The 25,948-nt window shown below is 33.8% G+C and carries 30 protein-coding genes; 21 read left to right on the forward strand and 9 right to left on the reverse strand.

From position 1 onward, the window contains the following. Position 1 precedes the first annotated feature (1 nt). From RAH41_RS18610 to ytaF, 5 genes are all read left to right on the forward strand, one after another. The gene (locus RAH41_RS18610) at positions 2-1,063 is read left to right on the forward strand and encodes a FecCD family ABC transporter permease (RefSeq protein WP_331224685.1); all 1,062 of its coding nucleotides are present in this window, start codon (positions 2-4) and stop codon (positions 1,061-1,063) included. A 50-nt stretch (positions 1,064-1,113) separates the two neighbouring features. Continuing rightward, positions 1,114-2,160 carry a FecCD family ABC transporter permease gene (locus RAH41_RS18615; protein ID WP_331224624.1) on the forward strand — a complete coding sequence of 349 codons (1,047 nt, stop codon included), beginning with the start codon at positions 1,114-1,116 and terminating at the stop codon, positions 2,158-2,160. A gap of 94 nt (positions 2,161-2,254) precedes the next feature. Then, positions 2,255-3,085, forward strand: coding sequence for an ABC transporter ATP-binding protein (locus tag RAH41_RS18620; protein ID WP_331224625.1), 831 nt, complete (start codon positions 2,255-2,257; stop codon positions 3,083-3,085). A gap of 273 nt (positions 3,086-3,358) precedes the next feature. After that, positions 3,359-4,069, forward strand: a complete 711-nt coding sequence (tatC, locus tag RAH41_RS18625; RefSeq protein ID WP_331224627.1) for a twin-arginine translocase subunit TatC — start codon at positions 3,359-3,361, stop codon at positions 4,067-4,069. A 190-nt stretch (positions 4,070-4,259) separates the two neighbouring features. Further along, positions 4,260-4,901 carry a sporulation membrane protein YtaF gene (gene ytaF, locus RAH41_RS18630; RefSeq protein WP_331224628.1) on the forward strand — a complete coding sequence of 214 codons (642 nt, stop codon included), beginning with the start codon at positions 4,260-4,262 and terminating at the stop codon, positions 4,899-4,901. 64 nt (positions 4,902-4,965) lie between these two features. Here the strand turns inward: ytaF and RAH41_RS18635 are convergent, their stop codons facing one another. Then, positions 4,966-5,784, reverse strand: a complete 819-nt coding sequence (locus tag RAH41_RS18635) for a hypothetical protein (RefSeq protein WP_331224629.1) — start codon at positions 5,782-5,784, stop codon at positions 4,966-4,968. 144 nt (positions 5,785-5,928) lie between these two features. Here RAH41_RS18635 and RAH41_RS18640 point away from each other — a divergent pair, with 144 nt between their 5' ends. Both RAH41_RS18640 and RAH41_RS22690 read left to right on the forward strand, forming a co-directional pair. Further along, a complete protein-coding gene (locus RAH41_RS18640; protein ID WP_331224630.1) occupies positions 5,929-6,942 on the forward strand; it encodes a S66 peptidase family protein in 1,014 nt (337 codons plus the stop codon). Positions 6,943-7,049: 107 nt separating this feature from the next. After that, on the forward strand, positions 7,050-7,163 hold the full coding sequence (locus RAH41_RS22690) for a histidine phosphatase family protein (RefSeq protein ID WP_419471630.1): 114 nt from the start codon (positions 7,050-7,052) through the stop codon (positions 7,161-7,163). Between the two features lie 128 nt (positions 7,164-7,291). Here RAH41_RS22690 and RAH41_RS18645 read toward each other — a convergent pair whose 3' ends face one another. Next, positions 7,292-7,516, reverse strand: a complete 225-nt coding sequence (locus tag RAH41_RS18645) for a hypothetical protein (RefSeq protein ID WP_331224632.1) — start codon at positions 7,514-7,516, stop codon at positions 7,292-7,294. A 434-nt stretch (positions 7,517-7,950) separates the two neighbouring features. Between RAH41_RS18645 and map the strand changes: the two genes are divergently transcribed. After that, positions 7,951-8,697: a type I methionyl aminopeptidase gene (gene map, locus RAH41_RS18650; RefSeq protein ID WP_025671231.1), complete on the forward strand. Its 747-nt coding sequence runs from the start codon at positions 7,951-7,953 to the stop codon at positions 8,695-8,697. Positions 8,698-8,745: 48 nt separating this feature from the next. Here the strand turns inward: map and RAH41_RS18655 are convergent, their stop codons facing one another. Beyond that, complete coding sequence (locus RAH41_RS18655; protein WP_331224634.1) at positions 8,746-9,144, reverse strand: VOC family protein; 399 nt, start codon at positions 9,142-9,144, stop codon at positions 8,746-8,748. 181 nt (positions 9,145-9,325) lie between these two features. On the opposite strand from RAH41_RS18655, the gene RAH41_RS18660 reads away from it, so the two are divergent. From RAH41_RS18660 to RAH41_RS18670, 3 genes are all read left to right on the forward strand, one after another. Continuing rightward, on the forward strand, positions 9,326-9,457 hold the full coding sequence (locus tag RAH41_RS18660; RefSeq protein WP_286143795.1) for an RAxF-45 family protein: 132 nt from the start codon (positions 9,326-9,328) through the stop codon (positions 9,455-9,457). A gap of 112 nt (positions 9,458-9,569) precedes the next feature. Next, positions 9,570-11,450: a ribosomal protection-like ABC-F family protein gene (gene abc-f / locus RAH41_RS18665; RefSeq protein WP_331224635.1), complete on the forward strand. Its 1,881-nt coding sequence runs from the start codon at positions 9,570-9,572 to the stop codon at positions 11,448-11,450. A gap of 153 nt (positions 11,451-11,603) precedes the next feature. Beyond that, positions 11,604-12,008, forward strand: a complete 405-nt coding sequence (locus RAH41_RS18670) for a hypothetical protein (protein WP_331224636.1) — start codon at positions 11,604-11,606, stop codon at positions 12,006-12,008. A 214-nt stretch (positions 12,009-12,222) separates the two neighbouring features. On the opposite strand, the gene RAH41_RS18675 is transcribed toward RAH41_RS18670, so the two are convergent. After that, positions 12,223-13,215, reverse strand: coding sequence for a Gfo/Idh/MocA family oxidoreductase (locus RAH41_RS18675; RefSeq protein WP_331224638.1), 993 nt, complete (start codon positions 13,213-13,215; stop codon positions 12,223-12,225). 99 nt (positions 13,216-13,314) lie between these two features. On the opposite strand from RAH41_RS18675, the gene RAH41_RS18680 reads away from it, so the two are divergent. Further along, positions 13,315-13,899, forward strand: coding sequence for a TIGR00730 family Rossman fold protein (locus RAH41_RS18680; RefSeq protein ID WP_331224640.1), 585 nt, complete (start codon positions 13,315-13,317; stop codon positions 13,897-13,899). A gap of 515 nt (positions 13,900-14,414) precedes the next feature. Here the strand turns inward: RAH41_RS18680 and RAH41_RS18685 are convergent. Continuing rightward, positions 14,415-14,657 carry a transporter suffix domain-containing protein gene (locus RAH41_RS18685; RefSeq protein ID WP_331224641.1) on the reverse strand — a complete coding sequence of 81 codons (243 nt, stop codon included), beginning with the start codon at positions 14,655-14,657 and terminating at the stop codon, positions 14,415-14,417. A 110-nt stretch (positions 14,658-14,767) separates the two neighbouring features. On the opposite strand from RAH41_RS18685, the gene RAH41_RS18690 reads away from it, so the two are divergent. Both RAH41_RS18690 and RAH41_RS18695 read left to right on the forward strand, forming a co-directional pair. Next, on the forward strand, positions 14,768-15,691 hold the full coding sequence (locus RAH41_RS18690; protein WP_331224643.1) for an ABC transporter ATP-binding protein: 924 nt from the start codon (positions 14,768-14,770) through the stop codon (positions 15,689-15,691). Further along, complete coding sequence (locus RAH41_RS18695; RefSeq protein ID WP_331224645.1) at positions 15,684-16,649, forward strand: ABC transporter permease; 966 nt, start codon at positions 15,684-15,686, stop codon at positions 16,647-16,649. Before RAH41_RS18690 ends, RAH41_RS18695 begins: the two co-directional genes overlap by 8 nt. Before the next feature lie 38 nt (positions 16,650-16,687). Here the strand turns inward: RAH41_RS18695 and RAH41_RS18700 are convergent, their stop codons facing one another. Beyond that, on the reverse strand, positions 16,688-16,930 hold the full coding sequence (locus RAH41_RS18700) for a hypothetical protein (protein ID WP_331224646.1): 243 nt from the start codon (positions 16,928-16,930) through the stop codon (positions 16,688-16,690). 314 nt (positions 16,931-17,244) lie between these two features. Continuing rightward, positions 17,245-17,844: a TetR/AcrR family transcriptional regulator gene (locus RAH41_RS18705; RefSeq protein WP_331224647.1), complete on the reverse strand. Its 600-nt coding sequence runs from the start codon at positions 17,842-17,844 to the stop codon at positions 17,245-17,247. Between the two features lie 160 nt (positions 17,845-18,004). Between RAH41_RS18705 and RAH41_RS18710 the strand changes: the two genes are divergently transcribed. The 6 genes from RAH41_RS18710 to RAH41_RS18735 all read left to right on the forward strand — a co-directional run bounded on the left by RAH41_RS18710 (position 18,005) and on the right by RAH41_RS18735 (position 23,306). Beyond that, positions 18,005-18,889 (forward strand): ABC transporter ATP-binding protein, encoded by an 885-nt coding sequence (locus tag RAH41_RS18710; RefSeq protein WP_331224648.1) that lies wholly within the window; start codon positions 18,005-18,007, stop codon positions 18,887-18,889. Positions 18,890-18,895: 6 nt separating this feature from the next. Then, positions 18,896-19,693, forward strand: coding sequence for an ABC transporter permease (locus RAH41_RS18715; protein WP_331224649.1), 798 nt, complete (start codon positions 18,896-18,898; stop codon positions 19,691-19,693). Positions 19,694-19,716: 23 nt separating this feature from the next. Beyond that, entirely contained in the window at positions 19,717-20,511 is a 795-nt protein-coding gene (locus RAH41_RS18720; protein WP_331224651.1) for an ABC transporter permease subunit, read from the forward strand. A 172-nt stretch (positions 20,512-20,683) separates the two neighbouring features. After that, positions 20,684-21,958, forward strand: coding sequence for a kynureninase (kynU, locus tag RAH41_RS18725; protein WP_331224653.1), 1,275 nt, complete (start codon positions 20,684-20,686; stop codon positions 21,956-21,958). A gap of 12 nt (positions 21,959-21,970) precedes the next feature. Further along, complete coding sequence (gene kynB, locus RAH41_RS18730; RefSeq protein ID WP_331224655.1) at positions 21,971-22,594, forward strand: arylformamidase; 624 nt, start codon at positions 21,971-21,973, stop codon at positions 22,592-22,594. Positions 22,595-22,607: 13 nt separating this feature from the next. Further along, entirely contained in the window at positions 22,608-23,306 is a 699-nt protein-coding gene (locus tag RAH41_RS18735) for a tryptophan 2,3-dioxygenase family protein (RefSeq protein WP_331224657.1), read from the forward strand. A 99-nt stretch (positions 23,307-23,405) separates the two neighbouring features. On the opposite strand, the gene RAH41_RS18740 is transcribed toward RAH41_RS18735, so the two are convergent. After that, positions 23,406-23,639: a YczI family protein gene (locus tag RAH41_RS18740; RefSeq protein WP_331224658.1), complete on the reverse strand. Its 234-nt coding sequence runs from the start codon at positions 23,637-23,639 to the stop codon at positions 23,406-23,408. A 399-nt stretch (positions 23,640-24,038) separates the two neighbouring features. On the opposite strand from RAH41_RS18740, the gene RAH41_RS18745 reads away from it, so the two are divergent. Then, on the forward strand, positions 24,039-24,923 hold the full coding sequence (locus RAH41_RS18745) for a cation diffusion facilitator family transporter (RefSeq protein WP_331224659.1): 885 nt from the start codon (positions 24,039-24,041) through the stop codon (positions 24,921-24,923). 59 nt (positions 24,924-24,982) lie between these two features. Here the strand turns inward: RAH41_RS18745 and RAH41_RS18750 are convergent, their stop codons facing one another. Continuing rightward, positions 24,983-25,942: an ABC transporter permease gene (locus RAH41_RS18750; protein ID WP_331224689.1), complete on the reverse strand. Its 960-nt coding sequence runs from the start codon at positions 25,940-25,942 to the stop codon at positions 24,983-24,985. Between the last annotated feature and the right edge of the window lie 6 nt (positions 25,943-25,948).

The raw sequence follows: 25,948 nt of genomic DNA on the forward strand, positions 1-25,948 counted from the left end.
GATGAAGCAACCAAAAAACAAAACGACTCAAGTAGTTGGGGAAAATAAAAAGACAATTACTTCAATGAGGTTGCAACGATTTTTGGGCTTCATCGTAGCACTTTTACTTTTGGTAGCCGTAGTGTTTTTAAGTTTAATGATCGGTGCTAAGTCCATACCTTTTGGAATAGTATGGGATGCTTTGTTTTCACCAAACAATAGCTATGATCACACAATCATTCATCATACTAGGATACCACGAACACTTATTGCTTTAATTGTTGGTCCTGCATTTGGACTAGCTGGAGCATTAATCCAGGTACTGACTAGAAATCCACTAGCAGACCCTGGTATTCTTGGCGTAAATGCTGGGGCTGCCTTCGCAGTTGCGATCGGAGTGGGTGTATTTTCTGTTACATCGATGTCTGCTTATATGTGGTTTGCACTTGCCGGTGCATTAATTGCGACAATAGCTGTGTATGTTATAAGTGGAGGAGCTGGTAAAAAAGCTCCCACACCTGTTCAAATTACTCTTGCTGGGGTAGCACTTGGTGCCACTTTGAGTGGGATTACTACCTCATTGACATTAATTAATAGTAAGGCATTTGCACGAATGTTGAACTGGAGTGTAGGGACATTAGCTAGGAGAAGTCTTGATGACCTATGGCTTGTTCTGCCCATTTTAATCGTTGGAGCATTATTAGCTTTTGTTATTACTCCTGCATTAAACGCGATTGCTTTTGGAGATGATCGTGCATCTTCTTTAGGAGTAAATGTTGGTATGACTCGTGCAATAGGTTTGATTGCAATTACACTATTAGCTGGTGGTGCTACTGCGATAGCTGGACCAATTGGTTTTATAGGTTTAATGGTGCCACATTGTGTACGATGGTTCGTCGGTCCAGACCAATTCTGGATTTTTCTATACTCAATAGTAGCAGCACCTATCATACTCATCCTTTCAGATATTATTGGTAGGGTTGTATTGTTACCTTCAGAAGTTCCAGTAGGTATCATCACGGGACTAGTTGGTGCATCGATTCTATTAATTCTAGTTCGTAGACGTAAAGCGAGTGGATTATAAAATGGAAATGATTTGTGGCAAAGGTTTGAATGTAAGAAGGAGTGAATATTATGCGCCCCATTAATTATGGTAGGCACTATCTACAATTGAAATGGCCTGTAAAGGCGCGAATTGATGTGAGGAGCATGATTGTTACGGCAATCCTTCTTATAGCCACGATTGCAATTGCAATGTTTGCATTAATGGTAGGCACACTGAAATTGAGTGTTCACGAAGTTTTTTCTGCTTTAATTGGCCAAGCGACAGGGATGATGAGAACTGTTGTGGTCGAATGGCGGTTACCACGAGTGGTGGCTGCGATGGTTTTTGGAGCAGGTTTAGCAATAAGTGGCATGATTTTTCAATCAATCACTCGGAATCCATTAGGGTCTCCTGATATCATTGGTTTTACATCAGGCTCCTATACTGGAGCACTTATTGTGCTTCTTGTCTCTAAGTCGTCTTCTAACATTAGTGTAGCTGGTGGAGCCTTGATTGGTGGATTCACAACAGCTCTTCTAATCTATTTGCTTGCTTTTCGAAAAGGAATGCAGAACTTTCGCCTAATTATCGTCGGAATAGCGGTTTCGGCCATCTTAGGAAGTATTAATTCGATGCTCCTTATTAAAAGTGATGCAGAGGTTGCGTTAACTGCTGCAACTTGGGGAGTTGGATCATTAAATGGGATTGATTGGAAACAAGTAGTTACTCCAGCAATTGCTGTCATTATTCTCATTATTTGTGCTGGGATTATGAACAGACCATTGCGTGAAATGGAGTTCGGTATGGATGCTGCGAAAACTCATGGTGTTCGTATTGAACGATCCCAACTATTACTGATTCTTATTGCAGTTGCATTGACTGCTGCTCCAACAGCGGTTATTGGGCCAGTTAGTTTTGTGGCGCTTGTTGCACCGCAAATCGCTAAACGTATCACTAAATCAGAGGAAAGTATTTTACCAACAGTGATGATGGGAGCGTTTCTTTTACTTGGAGCGGATGTTCTAGCGCAAAGAGTAATTCCAGGAACAATCTTTCCAGTAGGTGTAGTAACTTTATCATTAGGAGGAATATACTTAGTGTGGCTATTATTTCGTCAAGCACGATCAGCAGCTTAAACGAAATAAAAATGTACAAGGCATAGTAGAACCTTTCTCGAGAAGGGGTTTCAAGTATTACGATATTCTGATTGAAAGAAGTTGAAAATGAATTATGAAGTTAACAGCGGCGGAAATTCAAAGCAAAAAGACCATAAAAACAGAGTCTAGGCTTTGGACAGAAAACATTACAATCAAATACGATAATCGGGTAATATCCAGAAACCTTTCAGTACAAATTCCAGATGGATCGTTTACAGTAATTGTTGGTCCAAATGGATGTGGGAAATCAACCTTACTTCGAACACTTTCAAATTTGTTAAAGCCATCTGAAGGGCAAATTTTACTAGATGGAAAAGCTATTACATCTTATAAGTCAAAGGAAGTAGCTCGTAAACTAGGTCTATTACCTCAATCTTCAACGGCTCCAGACGGAATAACGGTAGCTAATTTAATTGCACATGGACGATATCCATATCAGAGTCTTATAAGACAATGGACTGATGAAGATGAAGCAGCAGTAATGTCTGCGATGGAGCTTACGAATACGAGCGATTTGTCACATCGATACGTAGACGAGCTGTCCGGTGGACAAAGACAAAGAGTTTGGGTAGCAATGGTACTTGCTCAACAAACACCTATGCTCCTTCTTGATGAGCCAACGACTTACCTTGATATTGCACATCAAATTGAGTTGTTAGAGTTATTTAAAGACCTAAATCAACAAGGGAATACATTAGTTGCTGTTTTACATGATTTGAATCATGCTGCAAGATATGCAGATAATATTATTGCTATGAAGGACGGCCAGGTGATTGCACAAGGAGAACCTCGGGAGATTATCACTGCAAAACTAGTCGAAGAAGTCTTCGGTTTAAAATGCATAATAATAGATGATCCAATTGCCAATACACCACTAGTCGTTCCATTAGGTAAGGATAAATAACTTTTGATTTTCGTTTAATATCACTAATAAAAAAATAAGTGAAAATAAATACATTACACTTATTTTTTTATTAGTGATTTTTGGTTAGTTAATTATTCTAGCTTACTTATACTTGAAAATCAATTTACTGTCATTAGTTCAGCTATTTTTATATCATGTTTTTTATTAAGAATTTTTAATTTGAACTAATTGTATTTGTTTGAAATAATCATAGTGGGATAAAAAAAGTATTTAATACAATTGTTCTAGTAAATGACAAAGTGGAGAATTCATATGAATAAAGAAATGGAAGTAGTCGATCATCTTGAGGAACTACGTAAAAGAATTATCATAACAGCAGTTACTTTTATAGTTCTATTTATAATTGGGCTCGTTTATGTAGAACCAATTTATAAATTCTTAACAAAGGATTTAACATATAAACTAGCCGTGCTAAGTCCCGGGGATATTTTATGGGTATATTTTTCGATATCTGCCGTTTTTGCGGCCGTTTTTACGATACCGGTTGCAACTTGGCAAACTTGGTTATTTGTTAAACCGGGTTTACACCCTTCTGAACAAAAAGGGATAGGATTTTATATACCCGCGTTATTTTTTCTGTTTGTTTTTGGATTAGTTATTGGCTATTATTTTGTTTTTCCTAATATTCTTAGATTCCTAACGATAATGGGACAAGGTATGCTTGAACAAAACTATACTGTTGATAAGTATTTCTCTTTTCTTTTTAATCTAGTCGTTCCATTTGCTGCATTTTTTGATATGCCAGTCGTGATTATGTTCTTAACAAAAATCGGCATTGTGAAGCCAAGTTATTTACAGAAAGTGAGAAAATATGCATATTTTATCTTAGTAATCGTAGCGTGTTGTATTTCACCACCAGATTTTATTTCGCATATTTCTGTCTCAATTCCATTAATACTATTATATGAATTAAGTATATTAACATCTAAATCAGTATATAGAAAAAAAGAGGTAAATGAGTAAAAGCTCATTTACCTCTTTTTGTGTCAAATCATTTTTATGGGTTTATTAAAAAGTCTATACTCTCATAATCTTTTTATTAATAAAAATTTAAACTTTGAACAAGTTGAATAATCATAAATTCTTCATAGGTTATAAAAAGCTAGGCAAAAAACTTTTGTCGCAAAAAAGGATGAAGTAAGGAGCATAAACTATGCATTATTCAATTTGGATTACTGTTTTATTTCTTGCCTTTTCATCTAGTATTGATAATTTTGGAGTAGGAATAACTTATGGGATTCGGGGTATAAAGGTTGGTTTATTAGCGAATTTAATCATTTCAATCATAGCGTTTATTTTTAGTGAAGCAGGTATTGTTTCAGGCCATTATATTTCAAAAGTGTTCCCAGGAACACTGTCCAATGTAATCGGTGCATTTTTTTTATTAGTAATTGGACTTAGAATTGTACTACTTACTTTTCCAAGAAAAGATAAACAGATTAGAATAAATAATGAGGACGAATCAGTTGCTAATATTGTTACAAATTATTTAAGTTCACCAGAGAAAGCCGATGTTGACCATTCAGGAGACATAAGTAGTTTTGAAGCAATCATACTCGGGACTGCAGTTTCAATGAATGCACTTACGAATGGTTTAGGTGTTGGGTTAATTGGACTTTCACCATTTGCAATATCGATAGCAGCCAGTATTTTTAGTTTTTTAGCCATTTGGTTAGGCGTACTTTTAGGAAAAAAAGTCGCGAATGTGAAAATTGGTGGATGGTCACTTGGACAATTTAGTTCCATTATTAGTGGAATTATATTGGTGTTAATTGCGATACACAATCTTGTTTAATAATAGATAAAAGAAAAGAGCTGATGACAAGTATTTCAACATCAGCTCTTTTCTTTGTTAGTTACTATGCGATTGTAGATTGGGCAACATCAACCTCATTTTGTACATCCTTCTTTGAAAAAGAAAGATATCCAACTAGGATAATAATGATAATCGATAATACTAGACTTACTGGCCCACCACCGAATCCGAGTCCACCGTGTTTTTGAGATACAGAACTCCAATCAGAAAACGACGCTCCAACAGGTCTAGTCATAATATAAGCAAACCAGAATGAGAAAATTTCATTTAACTTAAAGAATTTTCTACCAATAACGGGTATTGCTAATAAAGCAGCGAACAGTAAACCAGATGTAAAATAACCTAAATGCATTGTTGAGGCAGTCATGTCACCAGCAGCAGTTCCTAAAGCGAAAGTTCCCATAACGACCGACCAATATAATATCTCACGGCTTCGTGTGTATATACTATGGATAGAAAGAGTTTTCTCCATCTTATACCAAATCATAAAAATAATTGCCAACGAAACTGCAAAAAACACCGTCGATATTACGTATGGAACTCCAAGACCAACGTGTACCACGTCTGCGGCTACTGTTCCAAAAACACTAATCATTACAACAACTAACCAATAAATACTAGGTACATATTTACGGACTTTAAATTGTAAGATTAAAGACAGAATTAAGACGATCAAAGCTACTGCAACACCTATTACCGGTGTTAAAGTTTTTACAATATAATCGGAAAAAACTTCGCCCATACCAGTCGTTACCAATTTAGTAAGCCAGAAAAAGATTGTTACCTCTGGAACTTTTTTTAATATATTTTGTATTGGTGCACTTGTTGTCTTATTTGTTTGCTTTTGTTCAATTGATCCCATTTCATAATCCTCCTTACTGGATTTAAATATAATGTAAACAAGTTTTATGAAAGTAATATGAAAAATGGTATGTGATTTAGAAATTATTGTTGTATGTTCAATCTTATTTCTATTAGAATCAATTAAAAGAAAATGGGTGATAAGATGATTAAGTATCCAGTTTTAAAAAGTGGAGCAACGATAGGAGTGACTGCACCATCATCAGGCTTAAAAGAGCAATTTCACGAAATGATGAAGCAGTCCATTAACCGCATGGAAAGAGAAGGATATAAAGTAGAGTGTGGAGAGGTTGTTTGGACGCAGGACAAGGCAAAATCAGCGAATGCTAACAAACGTGCAAATGAATTAAATGTAATGATGAATGATGAGAAAATAGATTTAATCTTTCCGCCATGGGGTGGAGAGCTTGCAATCGAAATACTTGACCAATTGGCATTTGAAAGTTACAAAGAAAAATGGATTTTAGGATATTCTGATACGAGTATCATTTTATTAGCAGTTACGTTAACAACAGGGATTGCTACTGCACACGGAACGAATTTAATCGATTTAAGAGGAGAATATTCTGATGACACAACAGCGATGTGGCAGAAGGTGTTAGCAACTAAATCTGGTAACTCCATTACTCAAACTTCATCCGACTTATTCCAAGCAAAATGGCAGCATGAAGATCCAACACCATATGTATTTCATTTGTCCGAAAAAACAAAGTGGAAAACGATATCGAATAAAGATGAGAAAATTAAAGGAAGATTGTTAGGTGGATGTATAGATGTGATTAGGCATCTTGTCGGAACTCCTTATGGAGATGTACGTTCATTTAGAAAAAAATACATTGAAGGGGAACCAATCATTTGGTATTTCGAGAACTGTGAATTGAATACAACAGATTTAAGAAGATCCCTAGTGCAAATGAAACTTGCAGGATGGTTTGAAAATTGCGCTGGGATATTATTTGGCCGTAGTGCGGCAAATCAAACTGTTGATAACTATACAATAGAAGATGTCTATAATGAGTTAAATAAAGAATTAGCTTTACCAATAATTTACGATATCGATTGTGGGCATGTACCGCCTCAAATTACTTTAATTAATGGGGCATTTGCAGAAGTAGATGTAAATGGTGGAAAAGGTAAGATTGTACAGACTTTTATATAATTTTAAACAAGAAGCGTTTTTTTATAAAAAAGAACGCTTTTTTAATTTTATTTTTATTCATTTTATAATGGTTTTTAAAAAGAGTAGGATGTTAAGAAATAGTATTAATTCGTCATGGGCAATCTGATGCAGATCTATTAGCTGTACATGAAGGTAGTGCAGATTTTTCTTTAACTGATTTAGGAATTAAACAAGTTAACAAAATGGTTGAAAGGGTATAAATGAATTTGCTCCAGAAGTAATCTGATCGAGTACGTTAGAAAGAGCGAAAGAAACTGCAACAACACTTTTGGATATGACAGGTTGCGAAATATAATTTGAAGACGACTAAATGACAGTTCATCCTTCCTCAATCCATGATATTCGTTATGGCTACTATCAAAATAGCAAGTGCAAGGAAGAAAATCATAAAATAACCAATGTATCGAATAGGTTTTGGTAAACGATCCAACTTAGCATTCGAAGGATTTGCTGCGTTCCCTTCAATAGTATTAAAATAATCGGTCACATCGTTAAACGACTTTCTTTCTATTAAAACTTCTTGTTCTTTTACTGGTTCGTTATCCTTTTTCACTTGAATCACCCCTTTTTTCCTATTCTGTTCATTCGTACTTATTTTAGTTTGGTTGCTTTGGAACCATTATTTTTTGGTAGAAGTAGTTAAAAGTACATACTTGCTATAACTTTTTTGTTTATTCTCATCTATAGGCTGTCATATGTTAGTGTAGAGTAAAAAATAACCACTTATTTCCAATACCCTATTTATTGATTATAGAACACATTAAACAAAAATTATAACGATTACTTTTCGACATTTTTTGTAATTTTCTACTTTTGATTTTGATGAAATAAATAAAAGTATTTTAATAAAAATCGATCTCGTCCCCTAAACCCCTATTATTAATCGTGCCTTTTTTGTCTTGTATAAGTGCTTAAAAGACTATAACATAGTAATATTATGGCATAATATAAGAAAGTCAAATTATTAAAAGAATCAGGAGCAGTAAAATGATTATCAATAATGAACAAGAATTAGAAGCTTTACGAAAGATCGGCCGTATCGTAGCGTTAGCGAGAGAAGAAATGAAGGCAAGAGCTGTCGTTGGAATGACAACAAAAGAATTAGATGAAATCGGTAGACAAGTTTTAGAGGAGCATGGTGCAACTTCAGCCCCACAAAAAGAGTATGATTTCCCTGGTACAACATGTATTAGTGTTAATGAAGAAGTAGCTCATGGAATACCAGGAGACAGAGTACTTCAAGATGGTGATTTAGTTAATGTCGATGTATCAGCAGCATTAGATGGATATTATGCAGACACTGGAATCTCTTTTGTAGTTGGGAAAGGTGACTTACTAAAAGAGAAGCTTTGTAAAGTTGCAGAAGATGCATTTTGGGCTGCAATGAAAAAAACAAAAGCAGGTTCAAAGCAAAACCAAATTGGAAGAGCAGTATATAATGAAGCAATGAAAAATGGTTTAAATGTAATTGAAAATTTAACAGGCCACGGAATTGGAAAAAGCCTTCACGAAAGCCCACAACATATTTTAAGTTATTTCGATCCAATGGATAAAGCCTTATTGAAAGACGGCCTTGTATTAGCAGTAGAGCCATTTATCTCTGCAAATGCAGACCATATTATCGAGTCAGGAGATGGCTGGACATTTGTGACGCCAGATAAGAGTTTAGTTGCACAATGTGAACATACAATTGTTGTAACAAAAGGCGAACCGATAATCTTAACTCAGTTGTAATAGGATAGAAAAAAGCGAAGAATATAGTTCTTCGCTTTTATTTTCCAGTTACACTTGCTTAGAATAATTTAACTCCCAAGTAAATCCATTTTTATCTTTTACAACAGCAAATCTAGCGTTCCAAAATGTGTCTTGAAGCTCCATATGAATTTCTCCATCTTTTGATAACTTTTCATAAATTGAATTAATTTCATCCTCAGAACTCATGTCTAGGGTTGTCCAAACATTGTCGCCTTTTATTAATGGTCTAAAAGCATCTGCAAAATAAATTACACAGTTTTCATTTATGTGTAATTCTGCGTGTATGTATTTTCCTTCATGCCCTTTAAACATTTCCATGCCATCGCCGGTTTGTGTGTTTTTAATTTCTCCACCAAAAATTTGTTTGTAGTATTCAAGTGCTTCTTTACAGTTTTCAACGTAAATATGTGGTAAAATTCTTTTCATTTTTTTCTCCTCTTTCTTAGAATATTTTTGTATGATTTGCGAATAATAACTCACAGTTTTAAGTATAGCCAAATAGAATAGGTATTGTGCTAAAAGTTAAAATATTTTATAATTTAAATAAATTTAAGTTCGAAAAGGAGGTGTAGAAAAGATGTTACGTTTTCAAATGGTTTGCGCACAAATGATAGAATTTTTATATTATTGTCGTGCAAAATTTGCGTTTTTAGCTGTTAACGGGATAGGTCTGTCCATTTTTAACAACTCAAATAAAACGAAAACGTACTCTTTCCTACGACTTCAATTGATAAAATAATCGTGTGATTACACACTTCTATTTAAATCATTATTTAAGCCATGGATGAGTTCATTAGTCTATGGCTTTTTTCTATGGATTGGTACGGAAAATAGAAGGAGAATAATTAATCATGATTGCATGTAGTATAGATAAAATTTCAAAAATGTTTGGTGGAAATTCACTTTTTACGGAATTATCATTTCAAATCCATCAAGGTAGCCGGGTAGGTTTAGTTGGAGCAAATGGAAGTGGTAAAACTAGTATTTTTAAACTTTTAACGGGTATAGAATCACCTGACACTGGTTCAATTCATTTTAAAAAAGGATTAAAAACAGGATACTTAGCTCAAATTCCTGTTTTTCCTGATGGGATGACTAGTAGGGATGTTTTACTAATGGTTTTTGAAGAATTAAGGAAAATAGAAAATGAAATGAAGCAATTAGAATTAAAAATGTCTAATACGGTAAATGAGCGTGCATTAGAACAATTGCTAGTAAGCTATGGATCATTACAGGAGAAATTTAGTAATAACGGTGGTTATGAGATGGAAGCTTCACTTGCGAAAATTGCTAATGGATTAGGAATCACTGACTTACTTTCCAAACAATTTTCTTCTTTAAGTGGTGGAGAAAAAACAAAAATTGGATTAGGAATCGTCCTTTTACAACAACCTGATTTACTATTACTGGATGAACCAACAAATCACCTAGATTTATCTGCTATTGAGTGGTTAGGTTCATACTTAAAGGAGTATGAAGGAACGATTATTGTCATCTCGCATGATCGCTATTTTTTAGATGAGGTAGTCAATCATATTTTAGAATTAGAAGATGGAGAAATTAACGTATACCATACGAATTATTCACAATATGTTATTCAAAAAGAAGAAAGATTACTAAAAGAATTCCAGGCTTATGAAGAACAGCAAAAGAAAATACAAAAAATGAAAGAAACGATTAAGCGCTTAAGAGAATGGGCTAATCAAGCAAATCCACCGAATGCTGGTTTGCACAGAAGAGCAAGAAGTATGGAAAAAGCGCTAGAACGAATTGAGAGATTAAAACGCCCGGTCTTACAAAAAAAGAAAATGGCATTTCAGTTAGAGGAATCTGGGCGTAGTGGAAAAGAAGTAATTGTTGCAGAAAATCTTTCAAAAGCCTTTGCGGATAAAGTTTTATTTAAACAGCTTAACTTTTCATTATACTATGGTGAAAGAGCGGTTATTGTAGGAGATAACGGGACAGGTAAATCAACTTTATTGAAGATGATTTTAGGCCAGTCACCAATCGAGGAAGGAAAAATTAAACTGGGTAGTAACGTAAAGATTGGTTATTTATCACAACATTACGAACCAGTCCATTCGGATCACACTGTACTTGAGGAATTCAGAGGGGAAGTACATGTTACAGAAGGTGAAGCACGTAATATATTAGCTGGCTTTTTATTTTATGGCTATATGGTCTATCGAAAAGTAAGTCAACTTAGTGGTGGAGAGAGAATGAGATTAAGATTGGCTCAACTTATGTATCAAGATATTAATTTATTAATCGTAGATGAGCCTACAAACCATTTGGATATTGAATCCAGAGAAGTATTAGAAGATGCTCTTGAAAAATTCAAAGGAACGATTCTTTCCGTCTCGCATGACCGTTATTTTATAAATAAGCTATTTTCAAAAATTTATTGGCTGCATAATGGAGAGCTTTTTGAATTTATTGATCAATACCAAATTGCGAAAGAAAAAATGACGATCAATCGAAATAATCGAGAAAAAAATAAAATAATAACGAATTCGTTTTCTAAACCAGTAAAAAAATTGAAAACAAAATCGAGAAATATAGAAGACATTGAAAATGAAATTTATTCTTTAGAAGAAGCAATAGGTGAAATTAATAATCAAATGTTGCATGAAAATGATTTAAACATTTTACAGAATTATCATCGAGAACTTGAAGAATTAGACTTAAAAAGTATTGCTTTATATAAAGAACTTGAAGAATATATTGAATAAGAATTATGGTTAGTATTTAATGTGGGTGCATTTTAACTTATAGGCAAAATCATTATTTAAATAAATCAGTTAGGTAATTGTATTTGTACTTGCTCATGTGTTGAATAGAATTAATATGTTATATGGATATGATTCTATTTAGGTGGTGAGTGTATGTTTTACGATGAACTAGATAGCAGATATCCTGGACCAGGATATACTCAACCAGGCCATGGACCAGGTCAAGGACATGGTCAAGGATATGGTCAAGGGCATGGTCAAGGATATGGTCAAGGGCATGGTCAAGGATATGGTCAAGGGCATGGTCAAGGATATGGTCAAGGGCATGGTCAAGGATATGGTCAAGGATATGGTCCAGGATATGGACATGGATATGGTCAAGGATATGGACACGGATATGGTCCAGGATATGGACATGGATATGGTCCAGGATATGGACATGGATACGGACCTGGACATGGATTTCCTGGAACAGGAGGTTATTGGTCAGGAGGGTATTATATCCTGAATGGTAGAAGATGGTACTTTATGCCAGGGGTTGGATGGGTTGTTGTATAATTAAAAATAATAAAGCTGATTAATTTTTTTATTCAGCAATACAGTAAAAAAGAAAAAATACCAGTATCCAACTGATCGGATAACTGGTATTTTTATTCATTTCACTAGAAAGTATAAAGTGGCAGCAGAGGAAAACTCGACCTAGTCTCCAGTTTTAGGAATTATTTACAAGCGCAACTACGCCTCTGATATAGCCTAAAGGCTCGCCAGTCGGCTAGTTTTCTTTATTTTCAACTCCAAAAACAATTCCGCCTTGCTTTCTCGCAGATTCAGTTACTGTTAATACTAGTCTGCTAAGCTCTTTTAAATTTTCATATTCTGTTTGATTTGATTCTTTTATTATGCTAGTAATATTTTGGATTTCATATAGCATATCATTTGATACTTGGCTAACTTCCAATGACTTTCGTTGCTTAGATTTATGGTTAATTAAAGTGATTTTTGAAATTGGAGATGGCTTATCAAGAACTAAAGTTCCAATTTCACCAGTAATTTCACTTTCAATATATGATTGAGAAACTTTAGAGCATTGGATGCTACAAGTGAAGTCTTCATAATTTAACACTAATGTTCCACTACCATCAATCCCAGTACGCAATTTAACAGGTGTATAATTTACTGAGGCTGGCTTTCCGAATAAACCAATGGCTACATAAATTGGATAAACACCTAAATCTACTAATGCTCCACCAGAAAATTCAGGTGAGAACACATTAGGATTTTCACCTCTAAGAAATGCATCATACTTAGAAGAATATTGTAAATAATGCAGATTAGCACTTCTAATTTGGCCGATATTTTCTAGACCTTCTTTTAAAGCAGTAAAGTTTGGTGAGTGGAAGTTACGAATTGCTTCAAATAAATAAACTCCATTTTCTTCTGCAACTTTAAAGGCGTGATCTAACTCTTTAGTTGTTGAGAAAATTGGTTTTTCACATATTATATGTTTTTTATTCTTTAATAATAAAATGCTTTGTTCATAATGTAATGAGTTCGGTGATGCTATGTATATTACGTCAATATCAGGACTTTTTGCTAATTCTTCAATATTCGTAAAAAACTTAGGAGCGTTGTGCTTTGTAGCAAATGCGCTTGCAGTTTCTTCATTTCTAGAATAAATCGCAGTTAAATTAAGCAATTTACTATCCTTTGAAGCTTCGATAAAACTTTCTGTAATCCAACTTGTTCCAATGGTACCTAAATTCATTTTTTCAACTCCTAAAAAAATTAGTTAACTTTATCTTTACAATCCTAATCGAAAGATATGTTAAAATAAAGTAAAATACATCGAAGGAAGTGACATTTTATGAAGAAAATTTGTGTTTATGCTGGTTCAAATCTTGGGAATAGAGAGTCATTTAGTCTTCAAGCAAAAAAACTAGGTGCCTTATTTGCTAGTAATAATATAGATTTAATATATGGTGGATCAAGACTAGGGATTATGGCAGAAATCGCAAATGAAGTATTAAAACAAGGTGGAAATGTCATTGGCATTATGCCTGGTGGATTATTTCGTCGAGAGGTTGCCCATAAAGGGCTAACGCAATTCATTGAGACAGAATCAATGCATGAGCGTAAAGCTTTAATGAACGAGATGTCCGATGGGTTTATTGCACTGCCGGGCGGAATTGGTACTTTCGATGAATTATTTGAAATTATTTGTTGGGCACAAATTGGAATCCACAATAAGCCAATTGGTTTATTAAATGTTGATAACTTCTTTAGCCCTGTGTTAGATTTGCTTAAGCATGCTGTAAAAGAAGGATTTATGAACGAAAATACACTTTCATTATTTGTTGTTGCAGAAAATGCAGACGACCTACTAAAACTAATGCAAAACTATGAGCCTCCGGTTATGCAAAATAAATGGAAGCAAATAGAAGGAAAATAAGTTTTTCAGACTGCGCGCCAAACGCTCGCTTTCTTTAGTTGCTTCGCCTGCTCAAGCGGTGCTCATTACCGTTTAAGGTAACTTTCGCTCCTCACCAGGCTTCGCGCCCTCGTAAGATAAGCGCTTGCAATTCGTCTGAAACAATGGATGTCTACCCACAATTTTGTGGGTTTTTTGCGTTTTATTAAGAGCTTAAAATCAAATTCTTGCAGATTTAGAGAGATTCAGATTTGTATCCAAAATTAGATTAATTGCTGTACATACTATTCAACGAAGTGTTCACAACTTTATCAACAATGTTCGATACAAATTAGTCTTTTCAGTCTGAATTCACTAGTTATCAACACACAAAATCCAACTGAATTTGAATCCAATGACTTTATGGATAAAAAATCTCTACTTTATAAACATTGTTCACAACTTTATCAACAAATTTAACAGTATTTTGCTTTCTATCCACAATCACCATTTTTCACAAAAAAAAAGGGCTCTTTATGAGAGCATCCCTTTATTCATCAGTTTTCTTGCTTTCTTCTATTTTTAAACCATTTTGCCGGGCTCAATTTTTTACGATAGTTCGTCATAACATCTTTTCCTACAAATACTCCACCTATCCAAAACATTCCTTCTCCAAGAATAACGAATAGAGCAATCAGACCAGCTTTAATGCCCCCAGAAACAGGTAAAAAAGGTAAAGCAAAGATTAATAAATATGGGATAAATGAGCCAAATACTAAGTAATATGGTATTCTTTTCATAAAGTTCTCCTTTCAATTCCTTCCATGAGAATAGCATTAATTATTCAGAAAAGGAAGGGGGAAAACTTTATAGTCAGTAAGAAATTATTGCACATTTAGGAGGCCTCAAGATGAATCGAGATATTGTTCTTGAGCTAAAAAGCGTAAATAAGACGATTAGTAAGCAAAAGATTATTAAAGACATTAGCTTTGAATTATATAAAGGTGAAGTTTTAGGTTTACTTGGGCCAAATGGTTCAGGAAAAACTACGACAATGCGAATGATTGTTGGACTTATGAGTATCACAAGTGGTGAGATATTTATTCAAGGCAATTCGATTAAGGAAAACTTTAAAGAATCAATCAAACAGATCGGAGCAATGATTGAAACTCCTGCATTTTATCCTTTTTATAGTGGGTATAAAAATCTAATGTATTTTGCTCGAATGCTAGAAGGTGTTTCAAAGGAGAGAGTTCTTGAGGTTATTGATTTACTTGGACTTTCAAATGCTATACATAAAAAGTTTTCAACCTATTCCTTAGGGATGAAGCAAAGATTAGGAATTGCTCAAGCGTTATTACATAATCCTTCAATTTTAATTTTAGATGAGCCAACTAATGGATTAGATCCTGCTGGAGTAAGAGAAATCCGTGATTATTTAAAACGTATTGCTGAGGTCGAACAAACAGCAATCCTACTTTCTAGTCATCTATTATCTGAAATAGAATTGATTTGTGATCGCTCAATTATTATTCAAAATGGTCAATTTGTTGAATCAATTGATCTGAATGATAAAAGTGGTGAGAAGTTATTTATTGAAATAGTTGTAAAGAGCACGAAAGGTTTAGAAAGTAGTTTTACAAATCGAGATAACAAGTACAATTTTGACATTATTAATGATCAATCGATTATTATTGAAATTGTTGAGGAAGAGATTCCTTCATTAATCAAAGAGTTAGTGCTTATTGGGATAGAGATTTATTATATAACTCGTAAAAAAGAAAGGTTAGAAGATTTGTTCATTCAATTGACAGGGGGAAATGTCATTGAGTAATTTCATACGATTAATTGAGAACGAATTGCGTAAAATATTCGTGCAAAAATCATTTATCATAACGTTAATTTTACTATTTATCCCAATTATTGTGCTAGGAAGATGGGATTATGTAGAAAAGGTAAGCGGAGCAGCAAAAGCTGAAAACTGGAGAACAGAATTAAAAATAGAAAATAAAAAGATAGAAGAAGTACTAGCAGAGCAAAACTCTTCCAACTTACTAGCATCTGCAAAAGAGCAAAAAGAGAAATATGAGATCAATAAGTATCGTCTTGCACATAATCTTTCACCAATTCAACAACACACTATGTTGGACTTTATGAAGAAAGGTGCGACCGTAACAAACTTTATAGGAATCCTTCTTATTTATTATGCAAGTAATATGATGTCAAAAGAACATCAATGGAAAACAATTAATTTCTTGCTCGTTAAACCATCAACAAGACGAATGATCTATTATGCAAAATTTTTAAGTTTGGTGATATTATATTTCATTTTTTCTTTAGCGATTATCATCTACTCGTTTATTATAGGTAGTGCATTAAACGGCTTAAATTTTAGTGCTCAACCGGTATTACAATATGTAAATAACCATGTAGTAGAGCAAGGAATTTTACCAAGTTTACTAAACGATTATTTAATTAATCTACTACCATACTTGTTCTTTGTTGCCGTTGCTTATTTTTTATCTACTGTGTTAAGGACAAGCAGTATTTCTTTGTTAATCAGCATAATTCTACTAGCAACTTCAGATGTGATCGCAACATTATTGAGAACAAAAAACTGGTCTAAATTCTTACCATTTATGCACACTGATTTAACGGTTTACACTAAGGGAATCAATATAGAAAACGGCATGAGAATTGAATTTTCTATAGCAGTACTGGTCATTTATATTTTGTTATTTCTTGTTACTGCTGGTGAGCTCTTTAAGAAGAGAGACGTTGCTGGACAATAGAAAAAGGATAAGGTGCATGCCTTATCCTTTTTCAGTTCTTATCTCTCTTTCACCATTGAACCGTATGGAATAGTGTTAGTAGTAGATGTTTTATAAATGGAGCAGACGTTGACTTGTGCAGATTTGTTATACGCCCATTTTAGACATGCGTTTTGGTTGTATTCTACAGATGAATCTGGTGTAAAAAAAATAACAGCTAGACTAAAAATAGTAAATCCACCTATTAGGCCTCGCTTAATTTCTTCGCAATTTTCTTTAAACCATAGAATAGTTTTACGCATATACTCCTCCAAGAGTTTAAAATATAGATAGGTAATTCATTGTATGAATAAAATGAGTTAGATAATACAAATCTTCGGATAAGTTTATCTAGAAGAATATTCCAAATAGAAAAGCATCTTTGCCTAAGCAAAGATGCTTTTAGACTGCCCGAAAAACGTTCGCTTTCTTCGTTGCTTCGCCTGCCTGCGCGGTGCTCATTACCGCCTAGTGGTAACTCCGCTCGTCACCAGGCTTCGCGCCTCGAAAGACAAGCGCTTGCAATCAGTCTGAAAATCGAGCTATTAGTATATTGTCTACAATCAAAAATAGATTATTAGTCTGAGTCCTCTTGTTTCAGTAACCCATATAAGAATATATTCATCATTTCGTCTACTACTTCTTTTTGTTGGATGTATTGTGAAGTTGTTTGGTCCATATTTAAAAAAGCTTGGCTTAAGACTTGGATATAGATTAATAATGTTTTGTTTTGAACCTCATTTCGAACTAAACCTAATGAACGTCCTTCATCGATTAGCGAAATCAGTAATTTGAACGATTTGTTCATTGTAAAATCCAATACTAATTCTTGAAGTTCAGGGTCTTTTTTCATTAATGCTGTAAACATTTCAAGATTAATGATATCTAGACCGTTCTTCTTACGTATGAATAATTCTTTAATTTTTTCATTAAAAGGAATATCACTCGAAAGCATTTGTTTTGTTTCTTCGTAATTTTGATCCATCAATCTAATAATTGTTGCCTTTAATAGTGCTTCTTTACTGCCATAATAATTGTAAATTGATACTTGTGATACATTCGCTAATTTTGCTATATCTGCTATTTTTATATCATTTAATGGTAATGACAATAATTTAGTTGTGCTTTTTTCAATGCTCTCCATCTTCTGCAGAGTTCGTTTTTTATATCCGTCCAAATATCGATACCTCCGTCATTATCTATACAATAGTATATCATGTTTTGAAATATTTTATTAAAATTATTTCAAAACATATTCTCTTTTTTAGAATTGAGGTATATACTAGTTTTGTAATAATCAAAACGGAATATTTCAAAACAAAGCGGAGGGCTCATTTATGTACGCGATTGAAATTAATAATTTAACGAAGACCTACGGCAATTCAAGAGGAATCACAGATATAAGCTTCAATATTGAAGAGGGAGAAATATTCGGATTCATTGGTCCAAATGGTGCAGGTAAATCAACTACAATTCGAACTTTACTTTCGTTAATTTATCCTACTAGTGGTAGTGCTAAAATATTTGGAAAGGACTGTGTACAGTTTGCTCCAGAAATAAAAAAAGAAATCGGTTATTTGCCTTCTGAAGTTTTTTACTATGACAATATGAAAGTGATGGATTTGTTAAAATACTCAGCTAGTTTTTATAAAAAAGATTGCTCGAAACGAATAAAAGAATTGGCTGAAGTAATGGATCTAGATTTAACGAAGAAAATTGATGATTTATCTTTAGGTAATAAAAAGAAGGTAGGTATCGTTCAAGGATTACTTCATGAACCGAAGTTAATCATACTGGATGAACCGACAAGTGGTCTTGACCCTTTAATGCAACAAAGATTTTTTGACTTATTAGAGGAAGAAAATAAAAAAGGAGCAACGATTTTATTTTCATCTCACATTTTAAGTGAAGTTCAGCGTTTATGTAATCGAGTTGCAATTATTAAAGAAGGTAAGATTGTGACAGTAGAAAAAATAAGTACATTACAAGAAAACAATTACAAACGTTTTAAAATAGATATTCAAAACGGAGTAGATCCAAATTTCTTCAATATGCCAGGTGTAAATAATATCTCCACTAAAGGGAAAACGATTAGCTTTATTTTTAAAGGCAATATAAATAAAGTTTTAAAGAAAATAGCGGAAATCGAAATTGAAAATTTATGGATTGAAGAGCCTGACCTGGAGGAAATTTTCTTACATTATTATGAAAAGGAGGCCTAATAAGCGATGAATATTTTTTTACATGAATTAAAAGCTTATCGGAAATCTACCTTTATTTGGACAGCTTCTTTAATGGCAATCGTTGTTTTTTTCTTATCTTTATTCCCAGCTATTGCAAAGGACTATGTAGAATTTTCAAAAGTGTTGGAAGGTTATCCAAAAGGAGTAAGAAAAGCACTTGGACTTGAAATTGAGAGTTTTGGAAATGTTTTAGGATTTTATTCTTATGTATTCATTTATATATCTCTTTGTGGGGCGATTCAAGCCATGATTTTAGGTACCTCAATTATTTCAAAAGAAGTACGTGAAAAAACAGCCGATTTTCTTTTAACCAAACCTGTAACTAGAACAAAAGTTATGACTTCAAAGATTTTTGCAGGTGTTGTTTCTTTAGCGATTACAAATATATTCTATCTAGTCGCAACGATTATGATGGCTTTGCATGTAAAAACAGCGGGGTATAGTAGTAAATCAATTATATTACTCTCTGTTTCGTTGTTTATTACACAGTTACTATTTTTTGGAATTGGCATGTTAATATCAGTTATTTTTCCAAAAATCAAAGCGGTACTATCAGTTTCACTTGCGATTGTTTTTGGATTTTTCGTAGTTGGTATGGTAGTAGCTACAGATGAAAGCAATGCCAAACGTTTTCTTTCACCTTTTAAATATTTTGAACCGAAATATATCATTGTTCATTCAAAATTTGAATCACAATTTCTGATTATGTCGTTTGGAATAATCATCTTTTCAATCTTTGCAAGCTATATGATTTATAAGAAAAGAGATATTCAGGCGGTATAACATAAAGGAAAGGGCGGGTGGAAATGAATCTATTTTTAAGAGAAATGAAGACATATCGAAAATCGATTATTTTTTGGTGTATCGGAATTGTTTTTTTAGTTGGTAGTGGAATGGCGAAATATAAAGCTACAGCTTCCAATGGCCAAATAACTGAACTTTTTAGTCAAATGCCAAAATCTCTCCAAGCAATAATGGGTTCGGGAGCGCTGGATTTATCAAAGGCAAGTGGCTATTTTGGCATATTAGTTTTATATTTATATTTAATGGCAACGATTCACGCGGCAATGCTAGGCGCTAATATTATTGCGAAAGAAGAGCGAGATAAAACAGCAGAGTTTTTATTTGTAAAACCTATTTCGAGAATTAAGATCATTACCTCTAAATTAATGAGTGCACTAGTAAACATCCTTATTTTTAACGGTATGACGTGGATATCCAGTGTACTAATCGTAGGAAAGTATAGTAAAGGTGAAAATGTAAATGGTGATATAGCAGTAGTAATGGCTGGGATGTTTATTTTACAGCTATTATTTTTAGTAATTGGTTCGGCTATAGCTGCAGTTTGTAAAAATTCCAAAAAGGCTGCCTCTTATGCAACGGGTATTCTATTAATTACATTTATATTATCAATCGCAATTGATTTGAATGAGCGGATTGAAGGCTTAAAATATCTAACGCCGTTTAAGTACTTTGAAGCGAAAGATATGATGTATGGTGGAGGATTTGACAGTATTTTTACAACTATATCGATCGGATTAATTATTCTATTAACGATTGTCACGTATGTTTCGTTTAAGAAACGGGACTTACATTTGTAGGGTAAAGTAATCAAATAGAAGATTAAATCGTGTCAAAATCTAAGATAGGAATATTTTGGATTTGTTGACACTTTTTTTATTAAATATTATATTCAGAAAATATTGACATATATTATTAATCGCAATACCTTTAATATAGAGGGTATTTCTTGCAAGGGGGTAAAACAAGAGGATGTTTCAGCCAACAAAAGAATTTGCAGAATTTCTAGATAAAAAAGATTCGTTAGCAATCTATCGTGATGAGTTCTACTTACAACCAGATACTATCTATTTAGATGGCAATTCGCTAGGGCTTCTTTCAAAAAGAGCAGAACAAAGTTTGCTAGATTTATTAGATTCATGGAAGACACTTGCAATCGATGGATGGATGCAGGGCGATCATCCATGGTATTATTTTGCAGAAAAATTGGGAGCTTTAAGTGCACCATTGGTTGGGGCTAAAGAGAATGAAGTGATTGTAACTGGTTCAACAACTACAAATCTTCATCAATTAATTGCATCTTTTTATCAACCAAATGGTCAAAAAACGAAAATTTTAGCGGATGAATTAAACTTTCCATCAGATATTTATGCTATTCAAAGTCAATTAAAATTAAAGGGCTTTGATCCAGCAGCTCACTTAATTCAAGTTAAAAGCCGTGATGGTCGAACAATTAGAGAAGAAGATATTATTGAAGCAATGACTGATGAAATTGCTTTGATTATACTTCCAACTGTTTTATACCGAAGCGGACAATTATTAGATATAGAGAGATTAACAAAAGTTGCACATGAGCGTGGAATTATTATCGGTTTTGATGGATGCCATTCTGTTGGTGCAATCCCTCATCAATTCCATGAATGGGACGTGGACTTTGCTTATTGGTGTAATTATAAGTATTTAAATAGTGGGCCAGGTGGAGTTGGAAGCTTATTCGTTCATGAAAAGCATTTTGGAACTGTGCCTGGATTAGCTGGTTGGTTCGGCTCAAATAAAGAAAAGCAGTTCGATATGAAGCATGAATTTGTTCCGTCTGATACAGTTGGTGCTTATCAAATTGGTACCCCGCATATTTTAAGCATGGCACCGCTTGTTGGTTCACTTGAAATGTATAAAGAAGCTACAATTGCGAGGATTCGTGAAAAGTCTTTACACATTACAGCTTATTTAATGAGCTTAATCAATGAAGAATTAAGTGAATTTGATTTTACAATTGGTAATCCACTCGAGGATTCAATTCGTGGTGGACATGTTTGTCTTGAACACGATGATGCAGCAAGGATTTGTAAAGCATTAAAGTTAAATGGAATTGTTCCGGACTTTAGAGCACCAAACGTAATCAGATTAGCACCAATCGCATTTTATACTTCTTATGTAGATGTTTGGAATAGTGTACAAGTCTTAAAGAAAATTATGATTGAGAAACAATATGAACAGTTTAAGAATGAACGAGAAATCATTGCTTAGGGGGTGGATGAAATGACATTAATTGATATTTCAAGAAGACTTGAAGATGGTATGCCTGTATGGCCAGGTGATACGAATTTTTCATTCCAATTGAGCTGGACAAAAGAGGAAAGTGGTTCTGTTAATGTTGGAAAGTTAACTTTAAGTACTCACACAGGAACGCATATTGATGCACCATTTCATTTTGATGAAAATGGTAAGAGAGTCATAGATTTAGACCCTAATTTATATGTAGGGATTGCAAAAGTAATTGAGCTGATTGAAGTAGATCGTATTAAAAAGTCGGATTTAGAAGCTTTTCAATTCGATGGTGTAGAACGTTTATTAATTAAAACTAATTCATGGAAAAATGATAGCGTTTTCCCGGAGAGGATTCCACATATTGAAAAGGACGCAGCAGCGTTTTTACACGAAAAAGGCGTTAGATTAGTTGGAGTAGATGTACCTTCAGTAGACCCACTTGATAGTAAGGAACTAGAAGCTCATCATGCTCTTGCCCATGCTGGTATTCATATTCTCGAATCAATTGATTTAAGAAATGTAACACCAGGTGAGTATGAGCTTATTGCATTACCGCTACCATTAACAGATGCAGATGGTAGTCCAGTACGAGCAGTTTTACGTAAATTAGTTTAGGGGGAAAAGGGAAATGACACAAGAGCAAAAAAAACTAACAGATTACGAGAAGTATATTCGAACAGAAGAATTATTAAGTTTACAAAAGCCTGATGAAGAATTATTTTGTCCGGATGAATTAACGTTTCAAACGGTACACCAAATTGCTGAGTTACATTTTAAATTAATTATCCAATCGATTCATTTTGCAGATAAACATATGCGTGCAAAAGAGGTTACGAAAGCAACACATCACTTACAACGTATTAATAATCACCTAGTACATTTACCAGCAGTTTTTGACATGGTAAAACTAGTAAGTCCAAGTGACTATCATATTATTCGTTTAGCTTTAGGAAGAGGTAGCGGTCAAGATTCTCCAGGATTTAATGAAATCTTAAAATTAGGTCCAACACTTTGGCAGCCCTTTAAAGATTTATTAGATGAAAATTTACTAACACCTGTTCAATTACATCAAGATGCAGCTAAAAACTTTGAGTTATTCCAATTAATGCAAAAATTAACTTGCTTCGATGAAAGATTCCAATCATTCCGCAGACAGCATATTCAACTTGTTCGTCGCATGATTGGTATGAATACAAAGAGCTTAAAAGGAGTACCAGCAGAAGCATTAGAACGTGCTGTACGATTTGAATTTTATCCTGAATTATGGCAAACGGTTTGTGACTTGACTGATTTAACGGGATCAAGCTATAATCCAAAGCCACTTTAATTAAAGTTCTGTTAATAATAAATGTTGATTTTTATACTAATAAAGAGGTTGTCTAATTAGTAGACAACCTCTAGTAACTATTATCAACTAACGCATACGTTAATTCAACATGAACCCCTTTATTGATACACTAAACAAAAATAAGGAAACAATAAAGTTAGAATAAGCAGTTCCTTTTCGTTTTAATTTAAATTCTGTGATTCCTATAACTACAAACATTGCGCCTAATAAAAATATCATATATGGCATTAACACAAATCTACCAGTAATTAGAGCATATACTGCTAAACCTATTGAAAGTAGACCAAAAACACTCTTTAATATTTTTAACAAAGAGCTACCTCCCTTACTAATAACTAATATGTAATTTCTAAATTCTACCATATTATTCCATGTGAATGCATTTATCCTTTAATCTTGTGCAATAAAAAAAAGACTGCCGAATCAGTTGATCTTTGTGCAAAATCAACAATCTACTTTAACAGAGCCTTAATTAAAGAAGTATGATATGAAAAAACAGATTCAATTCGAATCTGTTTTTTTACTTTAGGAAAGTATAAATTGGCAACGAGGAAGTTAATTCAATGTGGAGAAGAATAAAATAAAAGTGCAACTACTCCTCTGTCTTCACTTAAAAGGCTCGTCAATCGGCGAGTTTTCTTTAACTTAAAATGGAAAAATTGCATTATGGGTATGATAAGCCCATATGATTTTTTAGAGCGGGGTGAGTACATGGATAAAAAACTTCAAAAGCAATTAGACTTTGCTGCTTTTTTAAGTGTTATTTCCTACTTAGTTCTTGCGAGTGTAAAAGTACTTGTTAGTTTTTATACAGATTCTAGTGCTCTTTTAGCTGATGGACTTAACAATGTGACAGATATTGGTGCGACTTTGGCAGTATTTATCGGAATTAGAATTGCAAGAAAACCAAGAGATTTAGACCATCCTTATGGACATTCAAGAGCAGAGCAAATAGCTACTTTAATTGCTTCTTTTATTATGATGTCGGTTGGATTGCAGGTTATTATAGAAAATATTCGTTCACTTTTCGTTGGAGAATATGAAACTCCGAATCGACTAGCAGCTGTAGTAGCATTTGCTTCTGGAATTTTTATGTTTGGTATTTACTTTTATAATAATAAAGTTGCCAAGAGAACGAAGAGTAAAGGGCTTGAGGCATCAGCAAAAGATAATTTTTCCGATGCATTAGTTAGTTTCGGAACGACGATTGGTGTTTTAGGTGCTTCGATTGGTTTTCCTATTATCGATCCAATCGCGGCCACTTTAGTAGGTGTGATTATTTGCAAAACAGCATGGGAGATTTTTTATGATGCAACCCTTCTACTAACGGATGGATTCGATCCAGAAGAAATGAATCTCTTTACTGAAACAATTGATAAAGTACCAGGTGTACATAAAGTTGTAGATTTAAGAGCAAGAATGTATGGGAATACAACAATCGCTGATGTAGTCATTGAAGTAGACGGCGGAATAGATGTGAGTAAAAGTCACGGCATCACAGATCAAATCGAAATGATTTTAAGACAACAACATGGAATTCAATATACACACATTCATGTTGAGCCATTAAGGTCAGGAAGAGTAGAGAAGGATTAAGGCAGATAAAACAGAAGGGGGATCGAAAAGAAGTTTATTTTTTCCGATCCCTGTTCTATTTAATTCATATCTTGCTTAATAAATACGATGAAAGAGATTAGTAATGCTGATATTCCCCATATTGATAAATTCATAAGAGAGAAGTGCATGTTTAATCCCTCAATTGAAGGGAGTTGACCAGCTAAGTAGTCAGTTAGGCCAAGGTTTACACTAAAGAAGTATTTTGCTCCTGACCAAGATGTAGCTAGTCCGCTTAGTACACTTCCTGTTATTAAAGCGGCTAGCATAATACCCATTGCAGCGGGGGTAGTTCGAACTAATACGGATACCATAAATGAAAGAGTTCCTATTATTATACAGACAAACCAAGCAAGTCCAAATGCCATAATGATGTATTGCCATTGGGGAATCAGTTGAACTGAATCAGTTAGAAGCTGGTTATTTTTGATGACAAATCCTGTTAACACTGGTACTGTCCAGCCTTTAAAGCTGAAAACAAATCCTGAAACGACATATGCTAATACGCCGTATAGAACGAGAAGAAAAGAGATTAATAAACAAATTGATATGTATTTACTAAGTAAGACCTTCCATCTTTTGATTGGACGGGTTAGTAGTATTTTTATCGTACCGTCACTTCGCTCACCAGATATAATATCGATTGTGATGACCATGACCAATAAAGGAAGAAGTAGCCACCCAATACTTTGTTCAATTAATTTACGTATAAATGTAGGTGCACCAGGTGTAGTAGGGTTTATGTCGTTATCCAAATAATATTGCTCTTGATCGATTTGAACCTTTAACCAACTTTTCCATTCTTCGGGTATTCCTGATGAGTTTAATCTATTTTGTTGGTCGACTATTTTTTGTTGAAGTGCTACTTTCCAATCATTAGTACCAAGTCTTTTAATTGTTTCTTCGGTTTGCTGCAGTTGAGCATAAACAAAAATAGGAATTAGCACTGCTAAAATGAAAAAGATAACAAGTATTCTTCTTTTCCTTACCATCTTTTCAATTTCGTT

It is taken from the genome of Gottfriedia acidiceleris (assembly GCF_036421055.1).
GTDB classification, from domain to species: Bacteria; Bacillota; Bacilli; order Bacillales; family Bacillaceae_G; genus Gottfriedia; species Gottfriedia acidiceleris_C.

Excerpts from the sequence above, each read along its gene's own strand:
- RAH41_RS18610 (WP_331224685.1), top strand. The coding sequence starts at position 2 with ATGAAGCAACCAAAAAACAAAACGACTCAAGTAGTTGGGGAAAATAAA.
- RAH41_RS18615 (WP_331224624.1), top strand. The coding sequence starts at position 1,114 with ATGCGCCCCATTAATTATGGTAGGCACTATCTACAATTGAAATGGCCT.
- RAH41_RS18620 (WP_331224625.1), top strand. The coding sequence starts at position 2,255 with ATGAAGTTAACAGCGGCGGAAATTCAAAGCAAAAAGACCATAAAAACA.
- tatC (WP_331224627.1), top strand. The coding sequence starts at position 3,359 with ATGAATAAAGAAATGGAAGTAGTCGATCATCTTGAGGAACTACGTAAA.
- ytaF (WP_331224628.1), top strand. The coding sequence starts at position 4,260 with ATGCATTATTCAATTTGGATTACTGTTTTATTTCTTGCCTTTTCATCT.
- RAH41_RS18635 (WP_331224629.1), bottom strand. The coding sequence starts at position 5,784 with ATGGGATCAATTGAACAAAAGCAAACAAATAAGACAACAAGTGCACCA.
- RAH41_RS18640 (WP_331224630.1), top strand. The coding sequence starts at position 5,929 with ATGATTAAGTATCCAGTTTTAAAAAGTGGAGCAACGATAGGAGTGACT.
- map (WP_025671231.1), top strand. The coding sequence starts at position 7,951 with ATGATTATCAATAATGAACAAGAATTAGAAGCTTTACGAAAGATCGGC.
- RAH41_RS18655 (WP_331224634.1), bottom strand. The coding sequence starts at position 9,144 with ATGAAAAGAATTTTACCACATATTTACGTTGAAAACTGTAAAGAAGCA.
- RAH41_RS18660 (WP_286143795.1), top strand. The coding sequence starts at position 9,326 with ATGATAGAATTTTTATATTATTGTCGTGCAAAATTTGCGTTTTTAGCT.
- abc-f (WP_331224635.1), top strand. The coding sequence starts at position 9,570 with ATGATTGCATGTAGTATAGATAAAATTTCAAAAATGTTTGGTGGAAAT.
- RAH41_RS18670 (WP_331224636.1), top strand. The coding sequence starts at position 11,604 with ATGTTTTACGATGAACTAGATAGCAGATATCCTGGACCAGGATATACT.
- RAH41_RS18675 (WP_331224638.1), bottom strand. The coding sequence starts at position 13,215 with ATGAATTTAGGTACCATTGGAACAAGTTGGATTACAGAAAGTTTTATC.
- RAH41_RS18680 (WP_331224640.1), top strand. The coding sequence starts at position 13,315 with ATGAAGAAAATTTGTGTTTATGCTGGTTCAAATCTTGGGAATAGAGAG.
- RAH41_RS18685 (WP_331224641.1), bottom strand. The coding sequence starts at position 14,657 with ATGAAAAGAATACCATATTACTTAGTATTTGGCTCATTTATCCCATAT.
- RAH41_RS18690 (WP_331224643.1), top strand. The coding sequence starts at position 14,768 with ATGAATCGAGATATTGTTCTTGAGCTAAAAAGCGTAAATAAGACGATT.
- RAH41_RS18700 (WP_331224646.1), bottom strand. The coding sequence starts at position 16,930 with ATGCGTAAAACTATTCTATGGTTTAAAGAAAATTGCGAAGAAATTAAG.
- RAH41_RS18710 (WP_331224648.1), top strand. The coding sequence starts at position 18,005 with ATGTACGCGATTGAAATTAATAATTTAACGAAGACCTACGGCAATTCA.
- RAH41_RS18715 (WP_331224649.1), top strand. The coding sequence starts at position 18,896 with ATGAATATTTTTTTACATGAATTAAAAGCTTATCGGAAATCTACCTTT.
- RAH41_RS18720 (WP_331224651.1), top strand. The coding sequence starts at position 19,717 with ATGAATCTATTTTTAAGAGAAATGAAGACATATCGAAAATCGATTATT.
- kynU (WP_331224653.1), top strand. The coding sequence starts at position 20,684 with ATGTTTCAGCCAACAAAAGAATTTGCAGAATTTCTAGATAAAAAAGAT.
- kynB (WP_331224655.1), top strand. The coding sequence starts at position 21,971 with ATGACATTAATTGATATTTCAAGAAGACTTGAAGATGGTATGCCTGTA.
- RAH41_RS18735 (WP_331224657.1), top strand. The coding sequence starts at position 22,608 with ATGACACAAGAGCAAAAAAAACTAACAGATTACGAGAAGTATATTCGA.
- RAH41_RS18745 (WP_331224659.1), top strand. The coding sequence starts at position 24,039 with ATGGATAAAAAACTTCAAAAGCAATTAGACTTTGCTGCTTTTTTAAGT.